General features: G+C 52.6%; 17 protein-coding genes. 2 read left to right on the forward strand and 15 right to left on the reverse strand.

Translation table 11 applies throughout. From position 1 onward, the window contains the following. Positions 1-102: 102 nt before the first annotated feature. From PXY01_RS00625 to PXY01_RS00685, 13 genes are all read right to left on the reverse strand, one after another. Positions 103-1,461: a HAMP domain-containing sensor histidine kinase gene (locus PXY01_RS00625; RefSeq protein ID WP_127566228.1), complete on the reverse strand. Its 1,359-nt coding sequence runs from the start codon at positions 1,459-1,461 to the stop codon at positions 103-105. Next, complete coding sequence (locus PXY01_RS00630; RefSeq protein WP_127566662.1) at positions 1,458-2,156, reverse strand: response regulator transcription factor; 699 nt, start codon at positions 2,154-2,156, stop codon at positions 1,458-1,460. The genes PXY01_RS00625 and PXY01_RS00630 overlap by 4 nt, the downstream gene beginning before the upstream one ends. A 420-nt stretch (positions 2,157-2,576) precedes the next feature. Then, positions 2,577-4,130, reverse strand: a complete 1,554-nt coding sequence (locus PXY01_RS00635) for an ABC-F family ATP-binding cassette domain-containing protein (protein WP_127566230.1) — start codon at positions 4,128-4,130, stop codon at positions 2,577-2,579. Between the two features lie 112 nt (positions 4,131-4,242). Further along, positions 4,243-5,841, reverse strand: a complete 1,599-nt coding sequence (locus PXY01_RS00640) for a serine/threonine-protein kinase (RefSeq protein WP_127566232.1) — start codon at positions 5,839-5,841, stop codon at positions 4,243-4,245. A 211-nt stretch (positions 5,842-6,052) separates the two neighbouring features. Then, positions 6,053-7,090 (reverse strand): SAM-dependent methyltransferase, encoded by a 1,038-nt coding sequence (locus PXY01_RS00645; RefSeq protein ID WP_127566234.1) that lies wholly within the window; start codon positions 7,088-7,090, stop codon positions 6,053-6,055. Next, positions 7,087-7,875, reverse strand: a complete 789-nt coding sequence (locus tag PXY01_RS00650) for an ABC transporter ATP-binding protein (RefSeq protein ID WP_127566236.1) — start codon at positions 7,873-7,875, stop codon at positions 7,087-7,089. The genes PXY01_RS00645 and PXY01_RS00650 overlap by 4 nt, the downstream gene beginning before the upstream one ends. A gap of 27 nt (positions 7,876-7,902) precedes the next feature. Then, a complete protein-coding gene (locus PXY01_RS00655) occupies positions 7,903-8,277 on the reverse strand; it encodes a cyclic-phosphate processing receiver domain-containing protein (RefSeq protein ID WP_127566238.1) in 375 nt (124 codons plus the stop codon). Beyond that, on the reverse strand, positions 8,259-9,095 hold the full coding sequence (locus PXY01_RS00660) for a deoxyribonuclease IV (RefSeq protein WP_127566240.1): 837 nt from the start codon (positions 9,093-9,095) through the stop codon (positions 8,259-8,261). Before PXY01_RS00660 ends, PXY01_RS00655 begins: the two co-directional genes overlap by 19 nt. A 1-nt stretch (position 9,096) precedes the next feature. After that, positions 9,097-9,912, reverse strand: a complete 816-nt coding sequence (locus tag PXY01_RS00665) for an Fpg/Nei family DNA glycosylase (RefSeq protein WP_127566242.1) — start codon at positions 9,910-9,912, stop codon at positions 9,097-9,099. 39 nt (positions 9,913-9,951) lie between these two features. Then, positions 9,952-10,761 (reverse strand): HAD-IIA family hydrolase, encoded by an 810-nt coding sequence (locus tag PXY01_RS00670; protein ID WP_127566244.1) that lies wholly within the window; start codon positions 10,759-10,761, stop codon positions 9,952-9,954. Beyond that, positions 10,758-11,852 carry a Gfo/Idh/MocA family protein gene (locus tag PXY01_RS00675; RefSeq protein WP_127566246.1) on the reverse strand — a complete coding sequence of 365 codons (1,095 nt, stop codon included), beginning with the start codon at positions 11,850-11,852 and terminating at the stop codon, positions 10,758-10,760. The genes PXY01_RS00670 and PXY01_RS00675 overlap by 4 nt, the downstream gene beginning before the upstream one ends. Positions 11,853-12,101: 249 nt before the next feature. Then, a complete protein-coding gene (locus PXY01_RS00680; protein WP_127566248.1) occupies positions 12,102-13,502 on the reverse strand; it encodes a ribonuclease H-like domain-containing protein in 1,401 nt (466 codons plus the stop codon). Next, entirely contained in the window at positions 13,499-15,784 is a 2,286-nt protein-coding gene (locus PXY01_RS00685) for a DEAD/DEAH box helicase (protein ID WP_127566250.1), read from the reverse strand. Before PXY01_RS00685 ends, PXY01_RS00680 begins: the two co-directional genes overlap by 4 nt. Before the next feature lie 207 nt (positions 15,785-15,991). On the opposite strand from PXY01_RS00685, the gene tlp reads away from it, so the two are divergent. After that, on the forward strand, positions 15,992-16,213 hold the full coding sequence (gene tlp / locus PXY01_RS00690) for a small acid-soluble spore protein Tlp (protein ID WP_127566252.1): 222 nt from the start codon (positions 15,992-15,994) through the stop codon (positions 16,211-16,213). A 96-nt stretch (positions 16,214-16,309) separates the two neighbouring features. Here the strand turns inward: tlp and rnz are convergent, their stop codons facing one another. After that, entirely contained in the window at positions 16,310-17,236 is a 927-nt protein-coding gene (rnz, locus tag PXY01_RS00695) for a ribonuclease Z (RefSeq protein WP_127566254.1), read from the reverse strand. Between the two features lie 181 nt (positions 17,237-17,417). Continuing rightward, complete coding sequence (gene metH / locus PXY01_RS00700; RefSeq protein WP_127566256.1) at positions 17,418-20,858, reverse strand: methionine synthase; 3,441 nt, start codon at positions 20,856-20,858, stop codon at positions 17,418-17,420. Positions 20,859-21,017: 159 nt separating this feature from the next. Between metH and mtnD the strand changes: the two genes are divergently transcribed. Continuing rightward, positions 21,018-21,560, forward strand: a complete 543-nt coding sequence (mtnD, locus tag PXY01_RS00705; RefSeq protein WP_127566258.1) for an acireductone dioxygenase — start codon at positions 21,018-21,020, stop codon at positions 21,558-21,560. Positions 21,561-21,567: the final 7 nt, after the last annotated feature.

Below are 21,567 nucleotides of genomic sequence, written 5' to 3' on the forward strand. Positions count from 1 at the left end.
GGTAGGAAACGTCGTTTTTTATTCCCTCATTTGCGCAAGCAAAAAGGCTCCGCGTCAAACAGAGCCTTCATCACTTCATCCAGCACCTCTCGAACGGCTCACTCATGCTCGCCTGAAAGGAAACTGCAGCATAATCGTCGTACCTTGCTCAGGCTTGCTGATAACCTCGATCTGGCCCTCATGCAAATCAACGATCCGTTTCGCAATCGAAAGGCCGAGACCAACACCGCCAGTTGATCGGGTTCTTGCACCGTCTACCCGGTAAAACCGTTCAAACAAGTACGGGATCTCGTTCTCAGGGATGCCAATACCTTTATCTGTCACATACAGCCGTACAGACTGCTTCACAGCACTTATTTTAACGTCGATCGAATCTTTACTGTACTTGATAGCATTATCAATTAGGATAACCAGCAGCTGCCGGATTTTATCCCGGTCGCCCTTCATCTTCACGCTGCCGCTCGCTGCATTAACCCGAACCGTTCTGCCGAACGTCACATGCATCATCTCTGCCAGCTCGTCAACAATCGGAACGAGATCGAACGTCTCGACATTAAGCCAGTCTTCCTGTTCCGCATCGGCTAGAGTCAGCATCGACTTTGTTAGGTTCTGCAATCGCTCGACTTCACGCGCGATCGCTTCGATCGCCTCGTCGCGTACCGCTGCGTCATCACGGCCCCATCGCTTGAGCATGCCCGCATAGCTACTAATGACCGTTAGAGGCGTCTTAAGCTCGTGAGAGGCGTCAGCGACGAACTGCTTCTGACGCGCGAAGGTACGATCCAGCCGGTCAATCATCTGATTGAAAGCTCTAACGAGTTGCTGCATCTCAGCGGAATCATCCTCTGGCTTTGCTTCAATCTTGCGCAGCTTACCGCTACGATCGATCTCACGCATCGTCGACACCATCTGCTGGATAGGTGACGTCAGCCTGGAGGTAAACCAATACGTACCGAATATAGCGAACAAAATCGCACCTGCACTCGTCACAGCCAACGCCACGACTAATATTTGCAAATACGTATCAAGCGAGTTTAGCTTTCGCATAATTTCGAGACTGGCAACTTGCGTTGGACCGTCATAGAGCGGAACACGCATGAACAGCACTCTTTTACCGCCGATCGTCATTTGACCCGAATCATGAGCCGTATAGTATTCCGCCTTCTGATCCATCAGCTCCTTATCAGAGCCTTCTTCATTCAATATGACGCCCGTTGGCGATACGATCCGAATAAGCTCGTTCACATTGTAAAAGTCATTAAGCAAATTCGGATTGTCATACATCGCTGCCGTCTGGGGGTGGACATTCTCAATTAATAGCTTGACCTTATCGGTCAACGACTGCTCCTCACTTCGAGTCGTAATATTGATGACGAACAAATAAACGAAGATATTAAACAGCAGCAGTATAAAAATAATCCAAAATATTGTAAACAGTGTGTATCGTTTACGAAGCGTCATCCATTCGGCTCCTTCAACATATAACCGACTCCGCGGACCGTATGGATCAGCTTATATCGGAACCCTTTGTCCACCTTCTGCCGCAAATACCGGATATAAACATCAACAAGGTTCGTTTCCCCAATAAAATCGTAGCCCCATACTTCGGACAATATATCCTCGCGTGATTTCTCTTCATTCTTATGCTCTGCCAAATAGACGAGCAGTTCAAACTCGCGCGGCGTCAAATCAACCGCCAGCTCCTTGCGGAACACTTTACGCGTCCGAAGCTCAATCGTCAAATCGCCAACCTTGAGTACATCCGAGCCTTCCGCTTCCTTCGCATGCTGAGCGAAGATCCGAAGAATATTCCGAACACGCGCCAACAGCTCTTCCATAGCGAATGGTTTCGTTACATAATCGCTCGCTCCATGCTCGAAGCCGCTCACTTTATCCGGAACTGTATCTCTTGCCGTCAATAATATGATAGGAACCGTATTGCCGCTTTGTCTCAGCCTGCGAAGCACTTCAATGCCATTCAAGCCGGGAAGCATCACATCGAGCAGCACCAGATCCCATTCACCCGATTGTGCCATCTCAAGCCCTGTTCGCCCATCAGAAGCGACACCGACCGTATAGCTTTCGTGCTCCAACTCAAGCTGCAACACGCGCGAGATGCCTTCTTCGTCTTCGATAACCAATATCCGTTCGTTCAATGAAGTTTCACCTGCTTTCTGCTGTCTGGTTAATCGACTCATCCAGATCCGTCCGACTATAATAACGCTACGACAAGCTTACTAAGTCGGCGGCGGCAGCTAGACGATATACCCGCCGCCCCGCGAACATAGGCACTACCCATCCAATAGCTTGTATGGGTAGAGGATGCTGGGGCGATCTCGTCTGGCTTGTCCGTCATGGAATCGGTACTTAGCAGCCCGAACCGGAGTATTCATCCGAATTGGCTGCTCGTATACCGCTTCTTTATTAACCTTATTGCTCACAGTTCGAAACAGTACGACGCCGATCAAGCCATATCGCCAGCGAGTAGCCTCTTAGAATTCGAGCATAATCTTGTCTAAAGTGGAGCACCCTTCAACTATTATGCCACCTGCGCTAACTTTACCCCAATAAATGGCTTATTGCAGCTGCATTGACCACTGTTCGACGTCCCACGTCTTCGTAACCCAATCCTCGTAAAATTCAGGCTCATGGGAAACGAGGATAACCGTCCCTTTATACTCTTTAAGCGCTCTTTTCAGCTCAGCCTTCGCCACGATGTCCAAGTGGTTCGTCGGTTCGTCGAACAGAATCCAGTTGCTTTCGCGCATCATGAGCTTGCACAGCCGTACTTTCGCCTGTTCGCCACCACTCAATTGATTTAGCGCACGCGTAATATGCTCATTCTTCAGCCCACAACGAGCAAGTGCAGCTCGTACCTCGTGCTGGTTCAGGTTCGAGAACTCGTTCCAAACATCATCCAGCGGAGTAATCGACGGCGCCTTAACCTCTTGAGCGAAATATGCCGGATGAAGAAAATCACCGCGATAGGTTTTGCCTTCGAGCGGTTCAATGATGCCCAGAATCGTCTTCAGCAGAGTCGATTTACCGACACCGTTACAGCCGACGATTGCGACTTTATCCCCACGTTCAATCAAGACGTCCATCTTCGGCAGCAACGGGCGATCATAGCCGATGACAAGACCTTTGGCCTCGAATACGGTCTTGCCGCTTGTTCGTGCTTCTTTAAATCCAAAGACTGGCTTCTGCGCTTCCTCCGGACGATCGATCCGCTCCAGTCGTTCGAGCTGCTTCTCGCGGCTCTTCGCACGGCCTGATGTCGAATATCTCGCTTTATTGCGCTGGATGAAGTCCTCTTGCTTCTTAATAAACTCCTGCTGCTTCTCGTAAGCCTCGATATGCTGAGTCTTATTAATATCGGCCAGCTGCAGAAACTTCTCATAGTTACCTGAATAACGTGTCAACCGTGCGAACTCTAGATGATAGACCACGTTGACAACTTGGTTCATAAAGCTGGTTTCGTGAGAGATGAGAATGAACGCGTACGGGTAATCCTTCAAATAGTTAGTCAGCCACGTAATATGCTCTTCATCCAAGTAGTTGGTCGGCTCGTCAAGCAGCAGAACAGTTGGCTTCTCCAGCAGCAGCTTGGCAAGCAGCACCTTCGTCCGCTGTCCGCCGCTCAGCGCTGCAACGTCCCGGTCCAGACCGATCGCGTTCAGGCCGAGACCGTTTGCCATCTCTTCGACCTTTACATCCAGCATATAGAAATCGCCAATTTCCAGCGCTTCTTGAATTTCTCCCATTCGTTCCAGCAGCTGCTCCAGTGTATCCAGGTCCGCATCTGCCATTTGTGCAGTGATCTCATTCAGTTCCTGTTCCAATTGCAGCAGCGGCAAAAAAGCATCCTTAAGAACATCGCGAATCGTCTTGCCCGGTTCCAGCTTCGTATGCTGATCCAAATAACCGTAACGGACCTTCGGCATCCATTCTACTCGACCACTGTCCTTAAGCAGCGATCCGGTCAAAATATTCATCAATGTCGATTTGCCCGTACCATTCGCTCCTACCAAACCGACATGCTCCCCGGCAAGCAGCCGGAACGACACATCCTTGAACAGCGTACGGTCGCCGAAGTTGTGCGTCAAATTCTCGACAGTCAATAAACTCATGTATATAACTACTCCGTTTCTTCAGTCAAATGTAGAATTAGTGCGGATTTTGTATCATCACGCCGGAATCATTGTACCATAACGGAGCAGCATTGTGGATAATCAAATGACGCTACACATTGCGCACGTCCGCTCTTATTTCATTCAGTACTGGCATGAGAGACCGTTCAAGCGTCTTGCGGAATGCTGAACGTGCGGTCGGCCACTGTCCGGACCAAATGAGACTGACCAACTCTGAGTATTCGATAAACGGTACGTGAGCCGACGGTGCTTCGGGAAACAGGGAAAGCCACTCCTTTCGATGCTTGAACGAAGTGTCTTTGTTCGCGATCCACAACACCTTCGCCCCTTCCTCTCTTGCAATCGCCAGCTCATCATGAAGCTTCCGAAGTCTGGCGGCAGACCACTTCGCCGGATAAGGGTCCGCTACAACGACAATTACAGCAGCACGGCGCAGCCAATCCAGACCTGACTTCTCGTCCCACGAGGAAGAAAGATCGAGCAGAGCTGTTCGACCTGCTAGCGCCGTTTTCTCTACCGCTTTACGAATCGCAATCTCTCCTCCCGGCTTTTGGAACAAGCCAGCATCACGCATGCAATACCATTCGAGCGATGATTCTCTATGCTTAATGAATATTTCATCCTCAACACGATTAGCGCCGCTGCTGATAAAGCTATCTCTCTCCACTCCATGCAATGCGGCCCATTCAGACGAATAACCTCCGAGCTCAAATGCTGCCATCGGCGTTCCCCTACTCGCAAGCAGCCGCGCGACAGTGAGGGCTACGAAAGTTGCCCCCGACCCTGGCGATACGGACAGCACCGCTGTCAGCGATGCTAATCGTGCGTCTCCCGTTCGGCTGCCTGTAAGCCGATTCACAACTCTTCCGCCTGGAATAGCCGCCGTTAACGCCTCCTCAGCTTGCCGCATAGTCTGATAACGCAGCTCTGCATTCGTCTGGATCATCCGGGCAACGGCGGAAAAGAACGGTGCAGGCACCTCATTACGAATGATAGGCGGACCTGCTGGAAACATCTCGAATCCAACCCCTCCGCTAATGAGATAATAGAGTACAGCGCCCAGTCCATAAATATCTGTCCTGGCATCGCTCTGAGTGCCCATTATCTGCTCCGGAGCAGCAAAGCCCGGTGTGCCGAGCAGCAGCGTATCTTCCAGTTGTCCAGCCTTGTAGTAACGGGCGATACCGAAATCTATGAGCCGAACGTGGCCGCTCTCATCAATCATAATATTCGAAGGCTTCAAATCCCGGTGAATAATTGGGGGAGACTGCTCATGCAAATATGCGAGTGCGCCGCATAGCGAAATGGCAATCGACGCGATCTCATCGAAAGACATGCTGCCGCCGCATCGCTCCAGCCTCTTCTCGACTGTCTCACCATGTACATAATCCATCACGACATATTCCAACCCGTTCGCATCCGGCTGTATATAATCAACGATTTGCGGCAGGTTCGGATGATTCAACCGCATAAGAAGACGTGCTTCCTCCGCCGACAGCTCGAATTCCGAGAACGAACGGCGCAGCTCCTTCACCGCACGCACCTTGCCTGGAAGTCTTACGTCCTCCGCCGCATATACAGTACTCATCCCACCTCGGCCAATTTCACCAATAATGCGATATCGTCCTCCGATTAATCGCTCTTCATCCGCCTGGCCCATTGGCTGCGTATATGGCTGCTCCATGTTCATCTGTATCACCCTTCATTTCCTTCAATTCATGAACCCTATCTCAAAAGCACAAAAAAATCCCGGTATAAGCGTCTTCACGCTGTATACCGGGATGCTTTCCCTGTGTCCTAGAATATATATGTTGATTCTATAACAGAAATCCATTTTGGACAAGTCCTTTTTCCCTCAGGAACGAAATGACTCGAATGAACTCCTGCAGTCTAGACCGAGTCTATCGCTTCGTCATGAACATCGTAATTTCCTCGCGGTTATGGAACAGCTGCTTAGCTCGGTGCACGATGAACGCCTCCTCCAGCTTCGCGATAACATCGCGGATCGTCTGCAGCGGCTTGCGGTGCATCAGCTTAATTGTAACGACTGCTGTCGCACCGTGCACGAGTGAGTCGGTTAACTCAAGCACGAGCTTCACCATTTGCATCGGGCTCCAGCTCATGTCACATACGAGCAGATCGAAAGTTCCCGGCTTGAACTTCACATCGGATGCGTTTCGTTTTAATATTTTTAAGTTCGGATGACGCTTTAAGGAAGGATGCATCTCACCCGGATCGACTGCCGTTACCTTCACACCGCGCTCGAGCAGGAGCGACGTCCAGCCGCCCGGTGCTGCACCGATATCAAGCGCCTCCCGGTATTGACTATACTGAAGGCCGAATGTGCGCTCCGCTTCGATCAGTTTGAACTTAGCACGCGAGATTTGACCTTCCTCACGATGAAATCGGATCGCTCCACCGGGCCAGTCCGACATAAGCTCCTCTGGCGTGCCGATTCCGTACATTAGCTGCTCCTTCACCGCATAAATCGACACGATCTGCTCTGGACTCCGTTGGTCCGGCTCCGCACCTATATCACGAAGCGCCGCATCGACCGACGTCTTCGTCTCAAGCACAGACCGATCGAAGACGCTCCCATCGGCCCGTCTAATATGAACCGCTGTCTGTTTATTCCCTAACACCGGCCTTGCTTGCCGTACCTGCTCGATCAGCCAATGGAGCGGGTCTTGATCGCCTGTCAGCAGCAGGGTACCGTCTATCGGCTGAATGTGACGAAGGAACACAGGCGGACTGTCACCGAGCATCCGCAGCGTCTCTTGCCGATCATACGGACTTTCAATAACGAACGTTTCGCCCGGGGCCAATACTTTCACTGCGGCTCCGGCGATCGTACGCCGTACTTCCTCCATGGCAAGCGGCGCGTAGCCTTGATTCGAGGTTCCGATCCATGCGGTTACCGATGGCGTATCTATACTCAATTGACGACTCCTTCCTGCTGAGGCAGCACTCGAATCCAAGGTCTGCCGTGCTGCCAATCCACTTCAATCGGAAGCTCATACGTGCTCGACAGCACAGAAGGCTGAAGCACGTCCTCCTTCGTTCCAGAGGCGGCAATGCGCCCTTCGTGTACGAGCGCAACATGCGTGAATAATGGGACGATTTCTTCAATATGGTGCGTTACGTAGATGACCGTAATATCCCGGTTTTTCAGCAGCTCAAGGTCGGCCAGCAGCTTCTCCCGTTCATACAAGTCGAGTCCGGCGCATGGCTCGTCCATTATGAGCAGCTTCGGCTCCTGCATCAGTGCACGCGCAAGCAGCACCTTCTTACGCTCGCCTTGCGACAGCGTTCCTAGCGGTTGATCCGCCGTATGCAGCAAGCCAACTTCAGCCAGCAGAGACTTCGCCTTGGCCTGTACCTCCTCCGGAATTTCTTGATAAAACCGAAGAAAAGCGTATTCCCCTGTCGCTACGACCTCCCAGACCGGATCGCGCAGTGTAAGCTTCTCAATCAGAGTCTGTGAAATATAACCAATTCTCTTGCGTACCTCGCGGATATCGACCGTACCGTACCGGTTGCCGAGCACGTCCACCGTACCGCTCGTCGGAAACTGGTACCCTGTAATGAACTCAAGCAGCGTCGTTTTGCCGGAGCCGTTCCGTCCGAGAATGACCCATTGCTCGCCTTTGTTCACATCAAGATTAACCCCTTGTAAAATCAATCGCTGATCGCGCTGGAATGTAATATCCTTCAAATGAATCAATCCAAGCTCCCCCTTCGCAACAAAACATTAGCAGCCCGAGCCGGTGTCCGAAGCCTCGTTCCTAGCCGCCCTCTCCCGCACTTCCTCAGGCATTGCCCGATAATGCAGCGTCATGCTCTTTGGCGCATGCTGCGCCAGTAAGTGATACATTTGCATCCGACCCGCTTCGCTGGACGTGTGCAAATAGACCTCTTGCGGATACACGCCATTCTCGACCATGTACCTTACGACCTCAAGACCTGTCGGCTGCCCGTACCCTAAATCATAATCAAGCGACAAAATGCCCACAGGCAAATTCGCCAGCAGCATGATACACTCCTCCGCATTGCGCGCAAGCACGAAGCCAGCAGGACATTTCCGATAATCGTCCAAAAAAATATGTTTTAACGTCCCGTCGCCCATAATACCATCGTCTCCAGCTGTTGTTGATGCGAGCCTGCTCCATCAGTTGGCGTCTCCAATACGAACGGCACCTTCGAAAACTCTGGCGCTTGAAGCAGCCATCGCAGCCCTTGCTCTCCAATCTTCCCCATACCGATCGCGGCATGACGATCCTTACGCTGTGCGGAGTCGTATCGACTGTCGTTAAAATGGATGGCAGCAATATGCGGCAGCACGCCGGTATTGGCCGCCTTCGCCAGCCACGACGCATCAGGCTCGCCGTTCCATACGCCGCTGGCGAACAAATGACACGTATCCAAGCAGAAGCCTATCTGCTGCGGCTGCATGCATAAGCTGCGTATCGTCGCCAGCTCCTCGAACGTCGTCCCCATAAACGCATGATCGCCTGCTTGGTTCTCAATAAGCAGCTTCGCCCGACCATCCCAGCGCGCTGTCACTTCGTTCAATGTGCGAATGATGCTCTGGTAGCCAGCAAGCGGCTCAGATCCCTTATAAATGCCGAAGTGAACAACTACGCCGATAGAGCCGCATGCCTCCGCAATTTGCAGATCGTTCAGGAGCGAGATGACGTTGCGGCTGCGCTGCTCCTCATCCTGTGCGGCCAAGTTCGTCGGATATGGAGTGTGCGCGATCGATTGCAGCCCATGTTCAGCGCAATATGCCGCACACCGGCTTGCATCGGTGCGATCGAACGCTTTGACGGAGAGTGCTCGCGGATTTTTCGAAAAAAATTGAAACGACCTTGCTCCTTGAGCTGCCGCTCTCTTGGCAGCCGCCAAATAACCGCCCCGCGTACTCACATGGCAGCCATAAAGCATCTTACTGCTCCGGCTGGCAGGAAGGGCAGAAGAACATTTTCTTCGACGCGGCTTCCGATTGCTGAATAGGTGTACCGCATTTGAAGCAAGGCTGGCCCCCGCGATCGTAAACACGACAGCGTTCATTGTAACCGCCCGTCAGTGTGTCGCCGCGGAACAGCGGTGAATCCATATAGCCGCCTGCGGCAATCGCATCGCGAAGCACCGATTGCGTCGCGCGAAACAGCCGCTCCCAGTCTTCGTCGCGAAGCGATGAAATTCGCGTGTTAGGCCGAATCGATGCGGTATAACAGATTTCATCCGAATAGCAGTTTCCGATGCCGGCAATTGTATGCTGGTCGACGAGCGCCGATTTCAGCATCCCCCGTTTGCCTTGGAACAGCTTCTTGAACGACTCTGCCGTCATTCGTTGATCAAGCGGCTCAGGGCCAAGCTCCCGGAACTGCTCGACAACTTCCTTCGCTGTCAACAGATGAACATATCCTAGCCGCAATCCAATTCCGAACAGCTTGTGGTTACCGAATGACAGTTCCACCTGTACTGTCCGGTCAGGACGGTCCTCATCATCCCCATAATAGAGCGAGCCACCGAGCATTAAATGGATCACAAGCCTGCGTCCATCGTCCAGATGGAACAACAGATGCTTGCCCCGTCTCTCGACGTAATATACCGTTCTGCCAATGACGGCTGAGACGAATGCGTCAGGGGTCATATTAATTGTTTTATCGCGTGTTACGGCAGCACCGGTAATCTGCTTGCCGGCAATTCGTTCCGACAGCATGCTGCGATACGTTTCCATTTCCGGTAGTTCCGGCATCCGTCCTCTTCCTTCCTGTCCGTACGTTTCCTTCTCTTATTACCTGATTCGCTCTGATATATACGATATAAGTGCGTCTAAGTCCGCACATACGACGTCCGCTCGGCAGCCAGCTTGCGCGGCATAATGCTCTAAATTATCGGCCGTCGTCAATCCGGTCAGTACAAGCGCCGTCGCACACCCTGCTGCAATACCAGCTCCGATATCCGTAGCAAGATTATCGCCGACGACCAGCGTATCAGCGGCTTCAACTCCTAGACGCTCCAGCGCATAGTTCATCAGAATCGGAGATGGCTTACCGATAACCGTTGGCACCTTGCCGCTCGCCGCTTGGAGCATAGCACCGATCGAGCCCGCTCCCGGAATCAAGCCGTGCTCGGAAGGCAGCAGCAGATCTGGATTCGTCATAACTGACTCGGCGCCGTTTAGCAGTTGCTCGACGGCACAGGCTATTTTGGTATAGGTAAGCTCCCGGTCAATTCCTTGCAGTACGACGTCAGCACCGCTGTCCACCAGCTGCAGTCCTGCATTCAACGCCGCTTCACGTAATCCGCTCTCGCCTATAATAAAAACTTTGGCTCCCGGACGCCGCCCCGCGACATATTCGGCAGCAGCTCCTGCTGACGTACAGACGTCCTCAGCCCTCGCAGGAAGCCCCATCCCCCGCAGCCTTGCTGCGAATGCTTCCGGCGACAGCGAGGAGTTATTCGTGACATAGCGATAAGGAATGTCGTTAGCTGTCAGCATTTCCATCAGCCGATCTGCCCCTGGAATCATTCTCGTTCCATGATACAGAGTACCGTCTAGATCTAGGAGAACGCCTTTAATCATACGTTGTGAGTTCGTCATACGCGTCCTTCCTCCGCTTGCGCAAGTACACGATCGATCCAGTACTCGGCGATAACGCCATCCTTGAGCGTCGGCACAATATCTGCCCAGCGATTATCACCTGTAAGACGAAGCACGAAATGATGTAATGCGCCGAAATGAGTATCCACCGCAAAGCCCATCGTCGACTTCTCGTCTGGTATAAGCGCAAGGGAAGAAGGTTCTGGCAGCGTACCTGCCATCCCCTTCAGAAGATGAACGGCCGGGACTGCGTCTCGTTCCAAATCGCAGGTGATCGCTCCTTGTGATCCGACGATCTGGATATCGAACGCCTCGGAGCCGAGTGCAACACGGGATACTTCCGCCATACCATTGACACCGGATTCAGTAGTCAAATGAATAACAGCCCAATCGTCAATCGACATCTCGACTAATTCGGTACTGCCGGCAGCTGCAGGACGGCGTTTCACATGAGTAGAAACGCGTCCGTTGGCGTTTGCAATCTCACCGAACCAATAACGGAATAAATCAAGGGCATGAACACCCAAATCGCTTATGGCGCCGCCGCCGGACATGCTTGTATCAAGCCGCCAGCTGACCGGACGTTCCGGATTCAGATAACCGGAGCGGCGGTATGCAATTTTACACTGCAGGATATCACCGACAACCCCTTGTGCTACAAGCTCCCGAATGCGCATCGCTGCCGGATGGTAGCGGAACGTGAACGCCAATTGCGAAGTCAAGCCTGAAGCGAGCACAGCTTGTTCAAGCGCGGAGGACGAATCGTACCGATCCGTAATCGGCTTCTCACAATAAATCGCTTTATCGCCCGCAATAGCTGCTCTTACATCGAAGTCGTGGCGATTATTCGGCGTACAAATATCGATAACATCAACTTGATCATCATGCGCTGCTTCCTCAGCGCTAGCTACGACACGTCTGAAGCCGATCGCTTCCGCCTGTGCGCGGTTACGTTCCGGATCACGTGTAATAAGCGTGTCGAGAACCGGGACAGCGGGTACCTTCTTCACAATCGGCAGCGCACGGAGCGCCGTCATATGAGTTCTGGCTATATTTCCGAAGCCACTGAAAGCAAATCGGATTGTCTTCATCTATGTATTATTCCCCCTGCTCTCTATCCTATCGGCTTACAATGCATAAAGCATATGTATAGCCTTCTTGCCACAATAACATAGCTGCCGCTATGTTGCCAAGCTGTACCGATGAAGCGTGCAGTCGAATTGGCAAGCCGTACGTTAGTTACCAGCAGTGCCGTTGAGCACACAGGAAGAAGCCTCCCGTGAAAGACGCTTCTTCCTATACATGCCCTTCAGCTGCAAGTGGGAAATAACCCGTCTGCTTCAACGGCCAGCCTTGCGGAGCAGCCTGTCAATGCGATGCTTTAGCGCGTCGATCTCTTTGCGGCGTTTACGGTCTGCCCGCCCCGATAGCGGATGGCTTAACGCAAGCTCCAGCGCGGCTCGGCTGTAATCCAGCGCTCGAGGAATATCTTTTACTCGATGCTCATAGTACATCGACAGCTCGACATGAGCATCCCAATTCAAGGAAACGGAGGATTGCTCGGCAGCCTCAACCGATTTCTCCCACAGAGCAATAGCATTCGACCAGTGCCCAAGACGTTTGTCACGTTCCGCTAACCGGTTCCACACGAGCGGCGTGCCGCGATCCGATGTACGGACGAGCTCAAGCAGCGGAAGTGCCGATTCGTGACAGCCCATACGTTCCAGCCACAGTCCGGTGCGGACAAGCTCCTCCGGCTCCGTCGGAACCGGGAACGCTTCACCAATTCGACCCGCCAGCAAATGTCCGAAGCGAATTGCGAGCGCGGCAAGCGACAGCATATCAATCTCATTATGTCGAAACACATCAAGCAGCGGCTTAGGATCACCATCAGCCAAATAAGCAAAATAACGTCCTGGAGCTTCTGATCCAGGCAGGTCATCCTCGCGAAAGACGCCCAACCGCTCTTCCTCCACGTGGCTGAGCTTGCAGGATACGAGTGTATTGCGCCAAATGCTGCGGGAAGGGTGCAAAAAATCAAGATGCAGCGGCTCCCACACCTTGCTGCCGAATCCGTTCATTATAAACCGGCTTTGCATTACCGGCCAGTCGAACGTCCGGCCATTATAAGTAACAAGATAACGGAAGCTCGGTAGACGTTCTGCCAGATCAGCCAGCATTGCACGCTCTTCTGCCGGATGACGAATGAGCGATTGCCGAACAACATATTCGCCATTATCGAAGAAGGCGATCCCCATCATGAACGGCACATTACCCGCGCCCGCCCCTAAGCCCGTCGTCTCCAAATCGAGAAACAGCACCTCGCTGCCATCGATCGGTCCCCCATTACCTTGAACAGAAGCGTCCGCCCCCATCACTTCCTCAATGCCATGAAATGCGGACAATGCCGGTGAGGCTGATTCCCATTCGGCAAAGGCGTGTATGCCATGACGGTATTCTATCGAATAACGCGTCTCCTTCAGTAGAAACTCACCTGACGCATTGCGTACAAGCCGTACGCCGTAGGGCTCCCATTCGGGTACAATTTCGGTTGATGCTTCTGACAGGCTCTTACAATCATCTAGATTCGCTTGTACTGTCGTAGAGCCCATAGCCGTATCCGTTGGATTATCGATGAGATCTCCGGTATTCGGTGCTGCCGCAGGCTCTGTTGAAGCACCTGCTCCCTGCACGGCGCTTGTACCTCTCAGCCGGTTAAACCGGTCACGAAACGCGTTCATCGTCCCGCACCCGCTTCCTCAAGCAGCGATAGCGCCTGCGTCTTGCCGAGCAGACCGACTTCCTCGATCGGACCGACGCATGCCGGACAGCCGCTCAAGCAGGTGCATTGCGAAATCAGCTTGTGCGCCCGCTCAAGCAGCTCATCATGTACGTCGAACAGCCGCTCGCTTAGGCCAATCCCTCCAGGATAACGGTCATAGAAATAAATCGTCGGCCGCTCTGTATGAACCGCCTTCACCTGCGGTACGACACGGATGTCGAGCGGATCGCACATCAGATAGACGGGCGCAATATGAACCAGGACGTTCGCAAGGCCAAGCAGCGCGCACTGCATCTCGTTCGTTCCTTTGCCAGCAGCCGCCTCCTCACTGAACGAAAACCAATAGCCGCTCGTATGCAGCTCCTCCTCAGGCAGATGAATCGGACCAGAACCGATATTCTCATGCGTACGAAGCCTAATTTTTTTGAATATGGTTGCCTTCGCATTGACGGTCACTTCACCATACGTCCGAACAATTCCGCCGCTCACACGCTCCTTGTCGGCGTGCAGCACCTTCAGCTCAACCGCCATATTCGCATCAGTGTAATAGTCAACATCAACCTGCCGCACATAGGCTTTCTTCTCATGATAATCTAGCTTCTCCACCTGATACTGAACGCCCTCATGAATATAAATCGCTTCTTCATGAATGAGCGTAGGCGCGCTAAACCGGTCTACTTCTCCCAGCACCCTGCTGCCCTCACTCATATCGATGATGATGAAGTTCTCCTGTGCGGCCGAGCGGAGCGAAATACCGTGCGCCGGGAACGACTGCTCCATCCAATACCAGCGGTTGCCTGCACGGTGCAGCACCTTCTCCTCGACAAGAAATTCGAGCATATCCTCAAGCGTCTCCGAGCCGAACGTCTCCCCCATCTCGAACGGCAGTTCATAGGCGGCGCATTTCACATGGTCAATCAAAATAAGCAAATTGTCCGGATGTATTAGCGCCCTCTCCGGAGGACGGTTAAAGAAATAATCCGGATTCTGAATAATGTATTGATCCAGCGGGTTACTGCTGGCTACCATGAACGTAACCGAGCTCGTCTGCCGGCGCCCTGCACGACCGGATTGCTGCCAGGTACTGGCTACTGTGCCTGGGTATCCGTTCAGCACGCAAGCCTGCAGCTGCCCGATATCGATCCCAAGCTCTAGTGCATTCGTGCTGACGACGCCTCGAATCTCACCGCTGCGCAGCCCCCGCTCAATCTCGCGCCGCAGCTTCGGCAAATAACCTCCTCGGTACCCGCGAATGGACTTGTCATTCACTTTGTCCTTAATAAGCTCCTGCAGATAAGTCAGCAGCAGCTCGACTCGTACGCGGCTGCGTGCGAATACGATTGTCTGCACGCCTTGACGCAGCAGCATGCCCGCCAGCTTACGTGTCTCCAGCACGCTGCTGCGGCGAATGCCCAGCTGCTGATTCACGACAGGAGGATTGTAAAATATAAAATGCTTCTCGCCCATTGGCGCTCCATTATCATCTACAAGTGTCACCTGCTCACCGATGAGCCGCTCCGCATGCTCCTGCGGATTGTCAATCGTCGCGGAAGCGCATATAAATTGCGGCGAGGAGCCGTAAAACCTGCATATCCGCTTCAATCGGCGAATAACATTCGCAACATGGCTGCCGAATACGCCTCGATAAGCATGCAGCTCGTCAATAACGATATAACGAATGTTCTCGAACAGCTTCACCCACTTCGTGTGATGAGGCAGTATTGCGGAGTGTAGCATATCTGGATTCGTCACAACGATATGCCCTGCGTTCCGTATCGCGGTTCGAACCGTCGGAGGCGTATCTCCATCATAGGTATGCGTCTTGATGTCGACCTCCATAATATCAGCAAGCTTCTGAAGCTCGGCGACCTGATCCTGCGCAAGCGCCTTCGTCGGGAACATATACAGCGCTCGCCCATCATCATTCTCAAGCAGCGACTGTAGCACCGGTAAGTTGTAGCACATCGTCTTACCCGATGCGGTAGGTGTAACGGCCACAACATGCCGTCCTTCCCTCACCGCCTGATATGCCTTCGCTTGATGCACATACAGCTCATGAATGTCACGCTCTGCAAGCGCTGCCTTCAGCTTCGGGTCCAGATCGGCTGGAAGCGGCGACGTACGTGCTTCGCGGGGCGGTATCGTATGCCAATGCGTTACATTTGCCATCAGCTCCGGGTCCTGCTTCAACTGCTCCAGCCATTCATCCAAATCGTTGGCTCGGCCCGTCCATCGGTTCATCCTTCATCCTCCCGTTATCCGTACAAGTAGTCTAGCTTTTATTGTACAGAATGCATGTTCGGCTGGCAATGGAAACGATGGACAGCACCTGAGTGACGTATATTTCCCCGCCTGCTACCGCATCTTATATCAAGGAATTACAAGAGGAGCTGCTCCGCTTGTTCCAATTAACCATTCCAACAATAATAACAGGAGGTTTCGTTCATAATGGCTAAACCAGATGACCGCAGCAACAACGCTTCCCGCATTCGGAATGCAATTGAGAATACGGAAGAGAATTTGCGTGAGGCGCAATCGTATCTAGACGAGCATGCCGACGAAATTTCACCGAAAGAGCTTAGCGATATTAAGCGCAAGAACAAAGGCCGCCATGCGGCAATCGAAGGCTTCCAAAACGAGCTTCAAGACGAGGAACCGCTCGAATCTTAATTGGACCGACGTCTATATGTACAAAGGGCGGCAGCCATCCGTGTTGGTACACGAGATGACTACCGCCCTTTCCCTATATCCCGACTCAATCCCGCCTCAACAGCGGCATTCCACTGAAAATTGTGCGCCGTCATAGGCTGCGAACGACGCCGGAAACCTTGTACGCGCTTCCTCTTCAAGCCGTGCTGCTTCATCTAGATCATAACGGGAGCTGAAATGAGTCATGACAAGCTTATGCGCGCCAGCTTCTCTGGCGATTTCAGCCGCTTGAACCGTCGTCGCATGACCGTACGCCTCCGCTTTTTCTTCCAAGCCGGCCTCGAACGTCGCTTCATGTACGAGCAAATCAGCTCCGCGGGCAAGGCGAAGTGCTCCGCTGCACGGCTTTGTATCCCCCAATATCGTAACGACCCGACCAGGGATACAAGGACCGGTTACGTCCGCGGAGCAAACGATTAGTCCGTCATCGAGCACAATATCGTCTCCGGCCTTCAGCCTGCCATACAGCGGGCCTGCAGGCACACCCGCCTCCTTCAGCTTGGCCGCGTCTAGCCGCCCTAGCCGGTCGCGCTCTACAATCCGATAACCGAAGCAAGGAACCCGATGCTCAAGTGCTGCCGCCTCCACGCTGAACTGCCCATCATCATAGATAATACCTTCCTCGACTTCGACATAATGAATGTCATACGTTATGCGCGTTCCGCTCCAATCCAACATCGATTGGAGCATTTCACGCAGCCCCTTCGGGCCGTACACCGTAACGGGATCAACACCGCCGTCATAGGCGCGTGTGCTGAGAAGACCGGCAAGTCCAAAAGTATGATCACCATGCATATGCGTAATAAAAATACGGTCGATCCGATTCAGCTTAATCGACGTTTCGAGCAGCTTATGCTGCGTCCCTTCGCCCGCATCGAACAGCCAGACTGAATTCGACGGCGAAGGAAGCCGAAGCGCAGCCGAGGTCACATTGCGCTGCCGGCTCGGTCTGCCTGCACCTGTTCCGAGAAATGTTAGCTCCAACCAAGCGCCTCCATCCTGTACTTGATGATCGCAAATCGCTGTAGGTGAATCTTCTACGTGCATTATTGGTTACAAACTCGCACTGCATACACCGAAGACCTTCCCGTTCCATACCCCTTAGGTGAGAAAAACCTCCGGACACCCGCCTCGTTGTGGCAGTGCCCGGAGGCTAATGTTTCGATTATGCTTTATCAACGTTAAAGTAACGGGCTTCCGGATGCGCGAACACCATCGCGGAGACGGAGGCTTCCGGCTCCATCATGAACTCTTCGGTCAGCTGTACACCGATATCCTCCGGTTTCATGAGCGTGAACAGAGGACCTTGATCCTCCAGATTTGGACATGCCGGATAGCCGAACGATACCCGAATACCGCGATAGCGGGCACCGTGGCGCTGCGCCATCGTCATGTCTACGGGATCTGGAATGCCCCAAATGTCGCGCATAATATGGTGCACGCGCTCCGCAAGACCTTCCGCGAGCTCGATCGCCGTCGCTTGGATGGCGTGAGAGAGCAAATAGTCGCCGTTCTCCTTGTACTGCTCCGCACGTTCGCGAATACCATGGCCAGCTGTCACAACGAGGAAGCCGACATAATCCATTTCTCCGCTGTCCACCGAACGTAGGAAATCAGCCAAGCATAGGAACGGCTCGACGTTCTGGCGAGGGAACGTGAATCGATGCAGCACTTTCGTCTGATCTGCTGGATCGTACACGATAATGTCGTTGCCGGACGATTGCGCCGGGAAGAACCGATACATCGCATGGGCCTTAATCGAGCCCGTTGTCGTCGCCTCATGGAAAATGCCATCAACCGTCCCCTTCAGCTGTAAAGCCTTCGGATCGCCTTCCGCAATCAGCTTGTCGAAGTTACCCTTTAAGCCCAGATGATGACCGATCAACGTCTGCATGTTGACATAAGGTACAATCTGCGGAATTGGAATATTACGCAGGACGTGGCGCTCCATATCTGGAGGAACCATGACCGGCACGTCCGTCGCCACATTCGAACGAACGGCGCGCGACAGCTCCGGCATTGCCTTCGGTTCTTCCGTAATACCGAAGCCTGCCGCACGTAGCTCTTCATGCTCCTGCTCAAGAATAGCCCTTTGCTCTGGGTTCACGAGCTTGTTCGCAATATCCAATCCGTCCATTGCATCCTTCGCGTAGAGCACAAGTCCATCATATTCCGGCGCGATCCGCGTCTTCGTGAACTTACGCGTCAACGCTGCGCCACCGACCAGAATCGGTGCATCGATGCCGGCATTGCGCAAGTCCTGTGCCGTGACGACCATTTGGGCAGCTGATTTGACAAGTAGACCGGACAGACCGATCGCATCCGCCTTCTCTTTGCGGTAGGCTTCAATCAGCTGCTCAGGCGGAACCTTAATGCCAAGGTTAATGATCTGATATCCGTTATTAGACAAAATAATTTCGACGAGGTTTTTGCCGATATCGTGTACATCGCCCTTAACCGTTGCAAGAATAATTTTGCCCTTAACGGACGATTCGGTTTTCTCCATATACGGCTCCAAGTATGCGACGGAGGCTTTCATCACTTCCGCGCTTTGCAGCACCTCTGCGACGATTAGCTCGTTCGCATTAAACAGCCGGCCAACCTCTTCCATACCTGCCATCAGCGGCCCGTTAATGATTGCAAGCGGTGCATATTTCTTCAGTGCCTCATCCAGATCGGCGATCAAGCCTTCCTTCGTACCTTCGACGATGTAGGAGGCAAGCCGCTCTTCCAATGTCAGATTCGTTGCCTTCTCCTTCTTCACGACCGTCTTATCACGGAACGCTGCAACGAACGCCGCAAGTGTCTCGTCGTTCGTATTGAAGATGAGATCCTCCGCCAGCTTCCGCTCTTCAGCCGGAATGGAAGCATATCGCTCCAGCTTCTCCGAGTTGACGATCGCATAGTCAAGACCAGCTTTCGTACACTCGTACAAGTAGACAGAATTCAACACCTCGCGGCCTGCCGGCGGCAAGCCGAACGATATGTTGCTAAGGCCGAGAATCGTCTTCACCCGAGGATACTTCTGTTTGATCAACCGAATACCTTCGATCGTCTCGACGGCGGAGCCAATGTACTGTGGGTCGCCAGAGCCGACAGGGAACATATTCGGGTCAAAAATAATATCCTCCGGCGTGACGCCATATTTGTTCACGAGCAGGTCGTAAGCACGGTCAGCTACTTCCAGCTTCGCTTGACGGGATACCGCTTGTCCGCGTTCATCGATCAGAATACACACGACGGCTGCGCCGTATTTATGAATGAGCGGAACGATTTTCTCAAACTTCGACTCGCCGTCTTCTAAGTTAATCGAGTTGATGATTGCTTTACCCTGCGAGTATTTCAATCCAAGCTCAATAATGTGATCGTATGTCGAGTCCAGCATAAGTGGAGCCTTAATCTTCTTCACGACCTGCGGGATGAACTGGTGAACGGCATACTCCTCATCCACGTCCGTATCCTGCAGGTTAATGTCGATAATTTGAGCCCCGTTCTTCACTTGAGAGCGGGCGATCTCTGACGCTTCGTCGAAGGAGCCTTCCTTAATCAGCCGCTTGAAGCGAAGCGAGCCCGAAATGTTGGTCCGTTCACCGACAAGGATCGGCCGGTTCGCATCCTCGATGTAGACTGTTTCAATACCTGTAACAGCCGGAAGGTGCTCGCCTTCCTTGCGGCGCGGCTCATAGTTAGCTAGCGTATCAGCCATCGCTTTAATGTGTGCTGGAGTCGTGCCGCAGCAGCCGCCCGCAATATTCAGCCAGCCGCTCTCTGCGAAGCCGGACATCTTCGCTGCAAGCGATTCAGGCGTCTCATGATATTGGCCATTCTCATCCGGCAGACCTGCATTCGGATAGCAGCTGATCGCCGCTTTCGAAATTTCGTTCAGCGTACGGATATGATCCCGCATAAACTCCGGCCCCGTCGCACAGTTGAGGCCAATGGAGATCGGCTTTAGATGCTCCAAGGACAGATAGAACGCCTCAATCGTCTGACCTGCGAGCGTCGTGCCCATCGGCTCGATCGTGCCGGAAATCATAATCGGCAGTTCAACGCCAGTCTGCTCGAACGCTTGGCGAATGCCGATGCTTCCAGCCTTAACATTCAGCGTATCTTGGCTCGTCTCAAGCAGAAGCGCATCAACACCGCCCTCGATTAGCGCAACAGCCTGCTCTTGATAGCTCTCAACAAGCTGATCGAAGGTTACGCCACCCGTAACGGATAGCGTCTTCGTCGTAGGGCCCATTGCGCCAGCGACATAACGCGGCTTGTCAGGCGTTGAATATTTTTTCGCCGCCTCAACAGCTAGCTTAGCTGCGACGAGGTTAAGCTCGCGCGCCTTCTCCGGAATATCGTATTCCTGTAGAACGACGCTCGTCGAACCGAACGTATTCGTCTCAAGAATATCAGCACCGGCCTCCAAGTATTGTTCATGAATCGATTGGATAACGTCAGGACGAGTGAGGACGAGCATCTCATTGCAGCCATCCAGCTCCTCTCCGCCGAAATCAGCCGCCGTAAGATTTGCTTGCTGAATCATGGTGCCCATTGCGCCGTCCATTATAAGAATGCGTTCTTGCATCAATTGTTTTAAGCTCGGTTTCGTCATGCATACACCACATCACTTTCGACAAAATCATTACCATTCAGTCTACCAGAAAGGACTAAAAGTGAAAAGGACAATTGGTCGACAGGCGATATATTTTGTTTTATAATATAGCGTATATGTTCGATATTTTAATTCCAATAGGAAAAGAGGGAATGTGTCATGGCTGAAATTCGTATTCGCAACACGAACGAACGCATTCAAGGTGACGCTAACGTCGGCGAGTTTCTGAGCAAGCAAAACGTCCTATTTGAGAAATGGGATATTTCGAAGCTCCCCGCACATTTGAAAGAGAACTTTACGCTTACGGACGAAGAGAAATCTGAAATCCTGAAAACTTTTGATGCGGAAATTAAAGATCTTGCTGCTCGCCGCGGCTACCAGACGTGGGATGTCATTACGCTTTCTGAAGCGACGCCTAATCTGGAAGAGCTGCTGAAAAAGTTTGAAGATGTCCACACGCACACAGAGGACGAAATTCGCGCAATTGTAGGCGGCCGTGGTATTTTTATTATTAAAGGCTCCGATGACATCGGATACTTCGACGTCGAGCTTGAACCAGGCGACATCATCTCTGTTCCAGAGAACACGCCTCACTTCTTCACGCTGATGGACAATAAAAAAATCGTTGCCGTTCGTCTGTTCATTGAGACAGACGGCTGGATCGCTTATCCTTTCGAGGACCCTACATTCATCAAAGCGTAATAGAGCC

This window comes from Paenibacillus xylaniclasticus (assembly GCF_004001065.1).
Lineage (GTDB): Bacteria > Bacillota > Bacilli > Paenibacillales > Paenibacillaceae > Paenibacillus_T > Paenibacillus_T xylaniclasticus.

Bases quoted from the DNA above. Each gene is read 5' to 3' on its own strand.
- metH (WP_127566256.1), bottom strand. From the start codon at position 20,858: ATGACGAAACCGAGCTTAAAACAATTGATGCAAGAACGCATTCTTATA.
- PXY01_RS00635 (WP_127566230.1), bottom strand. From the start codon at position 4,130: ATGAGTTTATTGACTGTCGAGAATTTGACGCACAACTTCGGCGACCGT.
- PXY01_RS00670 (WP_127566244.1), bottom strand. From the start codon at position 10,761: ATGACGAACTCACAACGTATGATTAAAGGCGTTCTCCTAGATCTAGAC.
- PXY01_RS00660 (WP_127566240.1), bottom strand. From the start codon at position 9,095: ATGCTTTATGGCTGCCATGTGAGTACGCGGGGCGGTTATTTGGCGGCT.
- PXY01_RS00675 (WP_127566246.1), bottom strand. From the start codon at position 11,852: ATGAAGACAATCCGATTTGCTTTCAGTGGCTTCGGAAATATAGCCAGA.
- PXY01_RS00665 (WP_127566242.1), bottom strand. From the start codon at position 9,912: ATGCCGGAACTACCGGAAATGGAAACGTATCGCAGCATGCTGTCGGAA.
- tlp (WP_127566252.1), top strand. From the start codon at position 15,992: ATGGCTAAACCAGATGACCGCAGCAACAACGCTTCCCGCATTCGGAAT.
- PXY01_RS00640 (WP_127566232.1), bottom strand. From the start codon at position 5,841: ATGAACATGGAGCAGCCATATACGCAGCCAATGGGCCAGGCGGATGAA.
- PXY01_RS00680 (WP_127566248.1), bottom strand. From the start codon at position 13,502: ATGAACGCGTTTCGTGACCGGTTTAACCGGCTGAGAGGTACAAGCGCC.
- PXY01_RS00685 (WP_127566250.1), bottom strand. From the start codon at position 15,784: ATGAACCGATGGACGGGCCGAGCCAACGATTTGGATGAATGGCTGGAG.
- PXY01_RS00625 (WP_127566228.1), bottom strand. From the start codon at position 1,461: ATGACGCTTCGTAAACGATACACACTGTTTACAATATTTTGGATTATT.
- PXY01_RS00655 (WP_127566238.1), bottom strand. From the start codon at position 8,277: ATGGGCGACGGGACGTTAAAACATATTTTTTTGGACGATTATCGGAAA.
- mtnD (WP_127566258.1), top strand. From the start codon at position 21,018: ATGGCTGAAATTCGTATTCGCAACACGAACGAACGCATTCAAGGTGAC.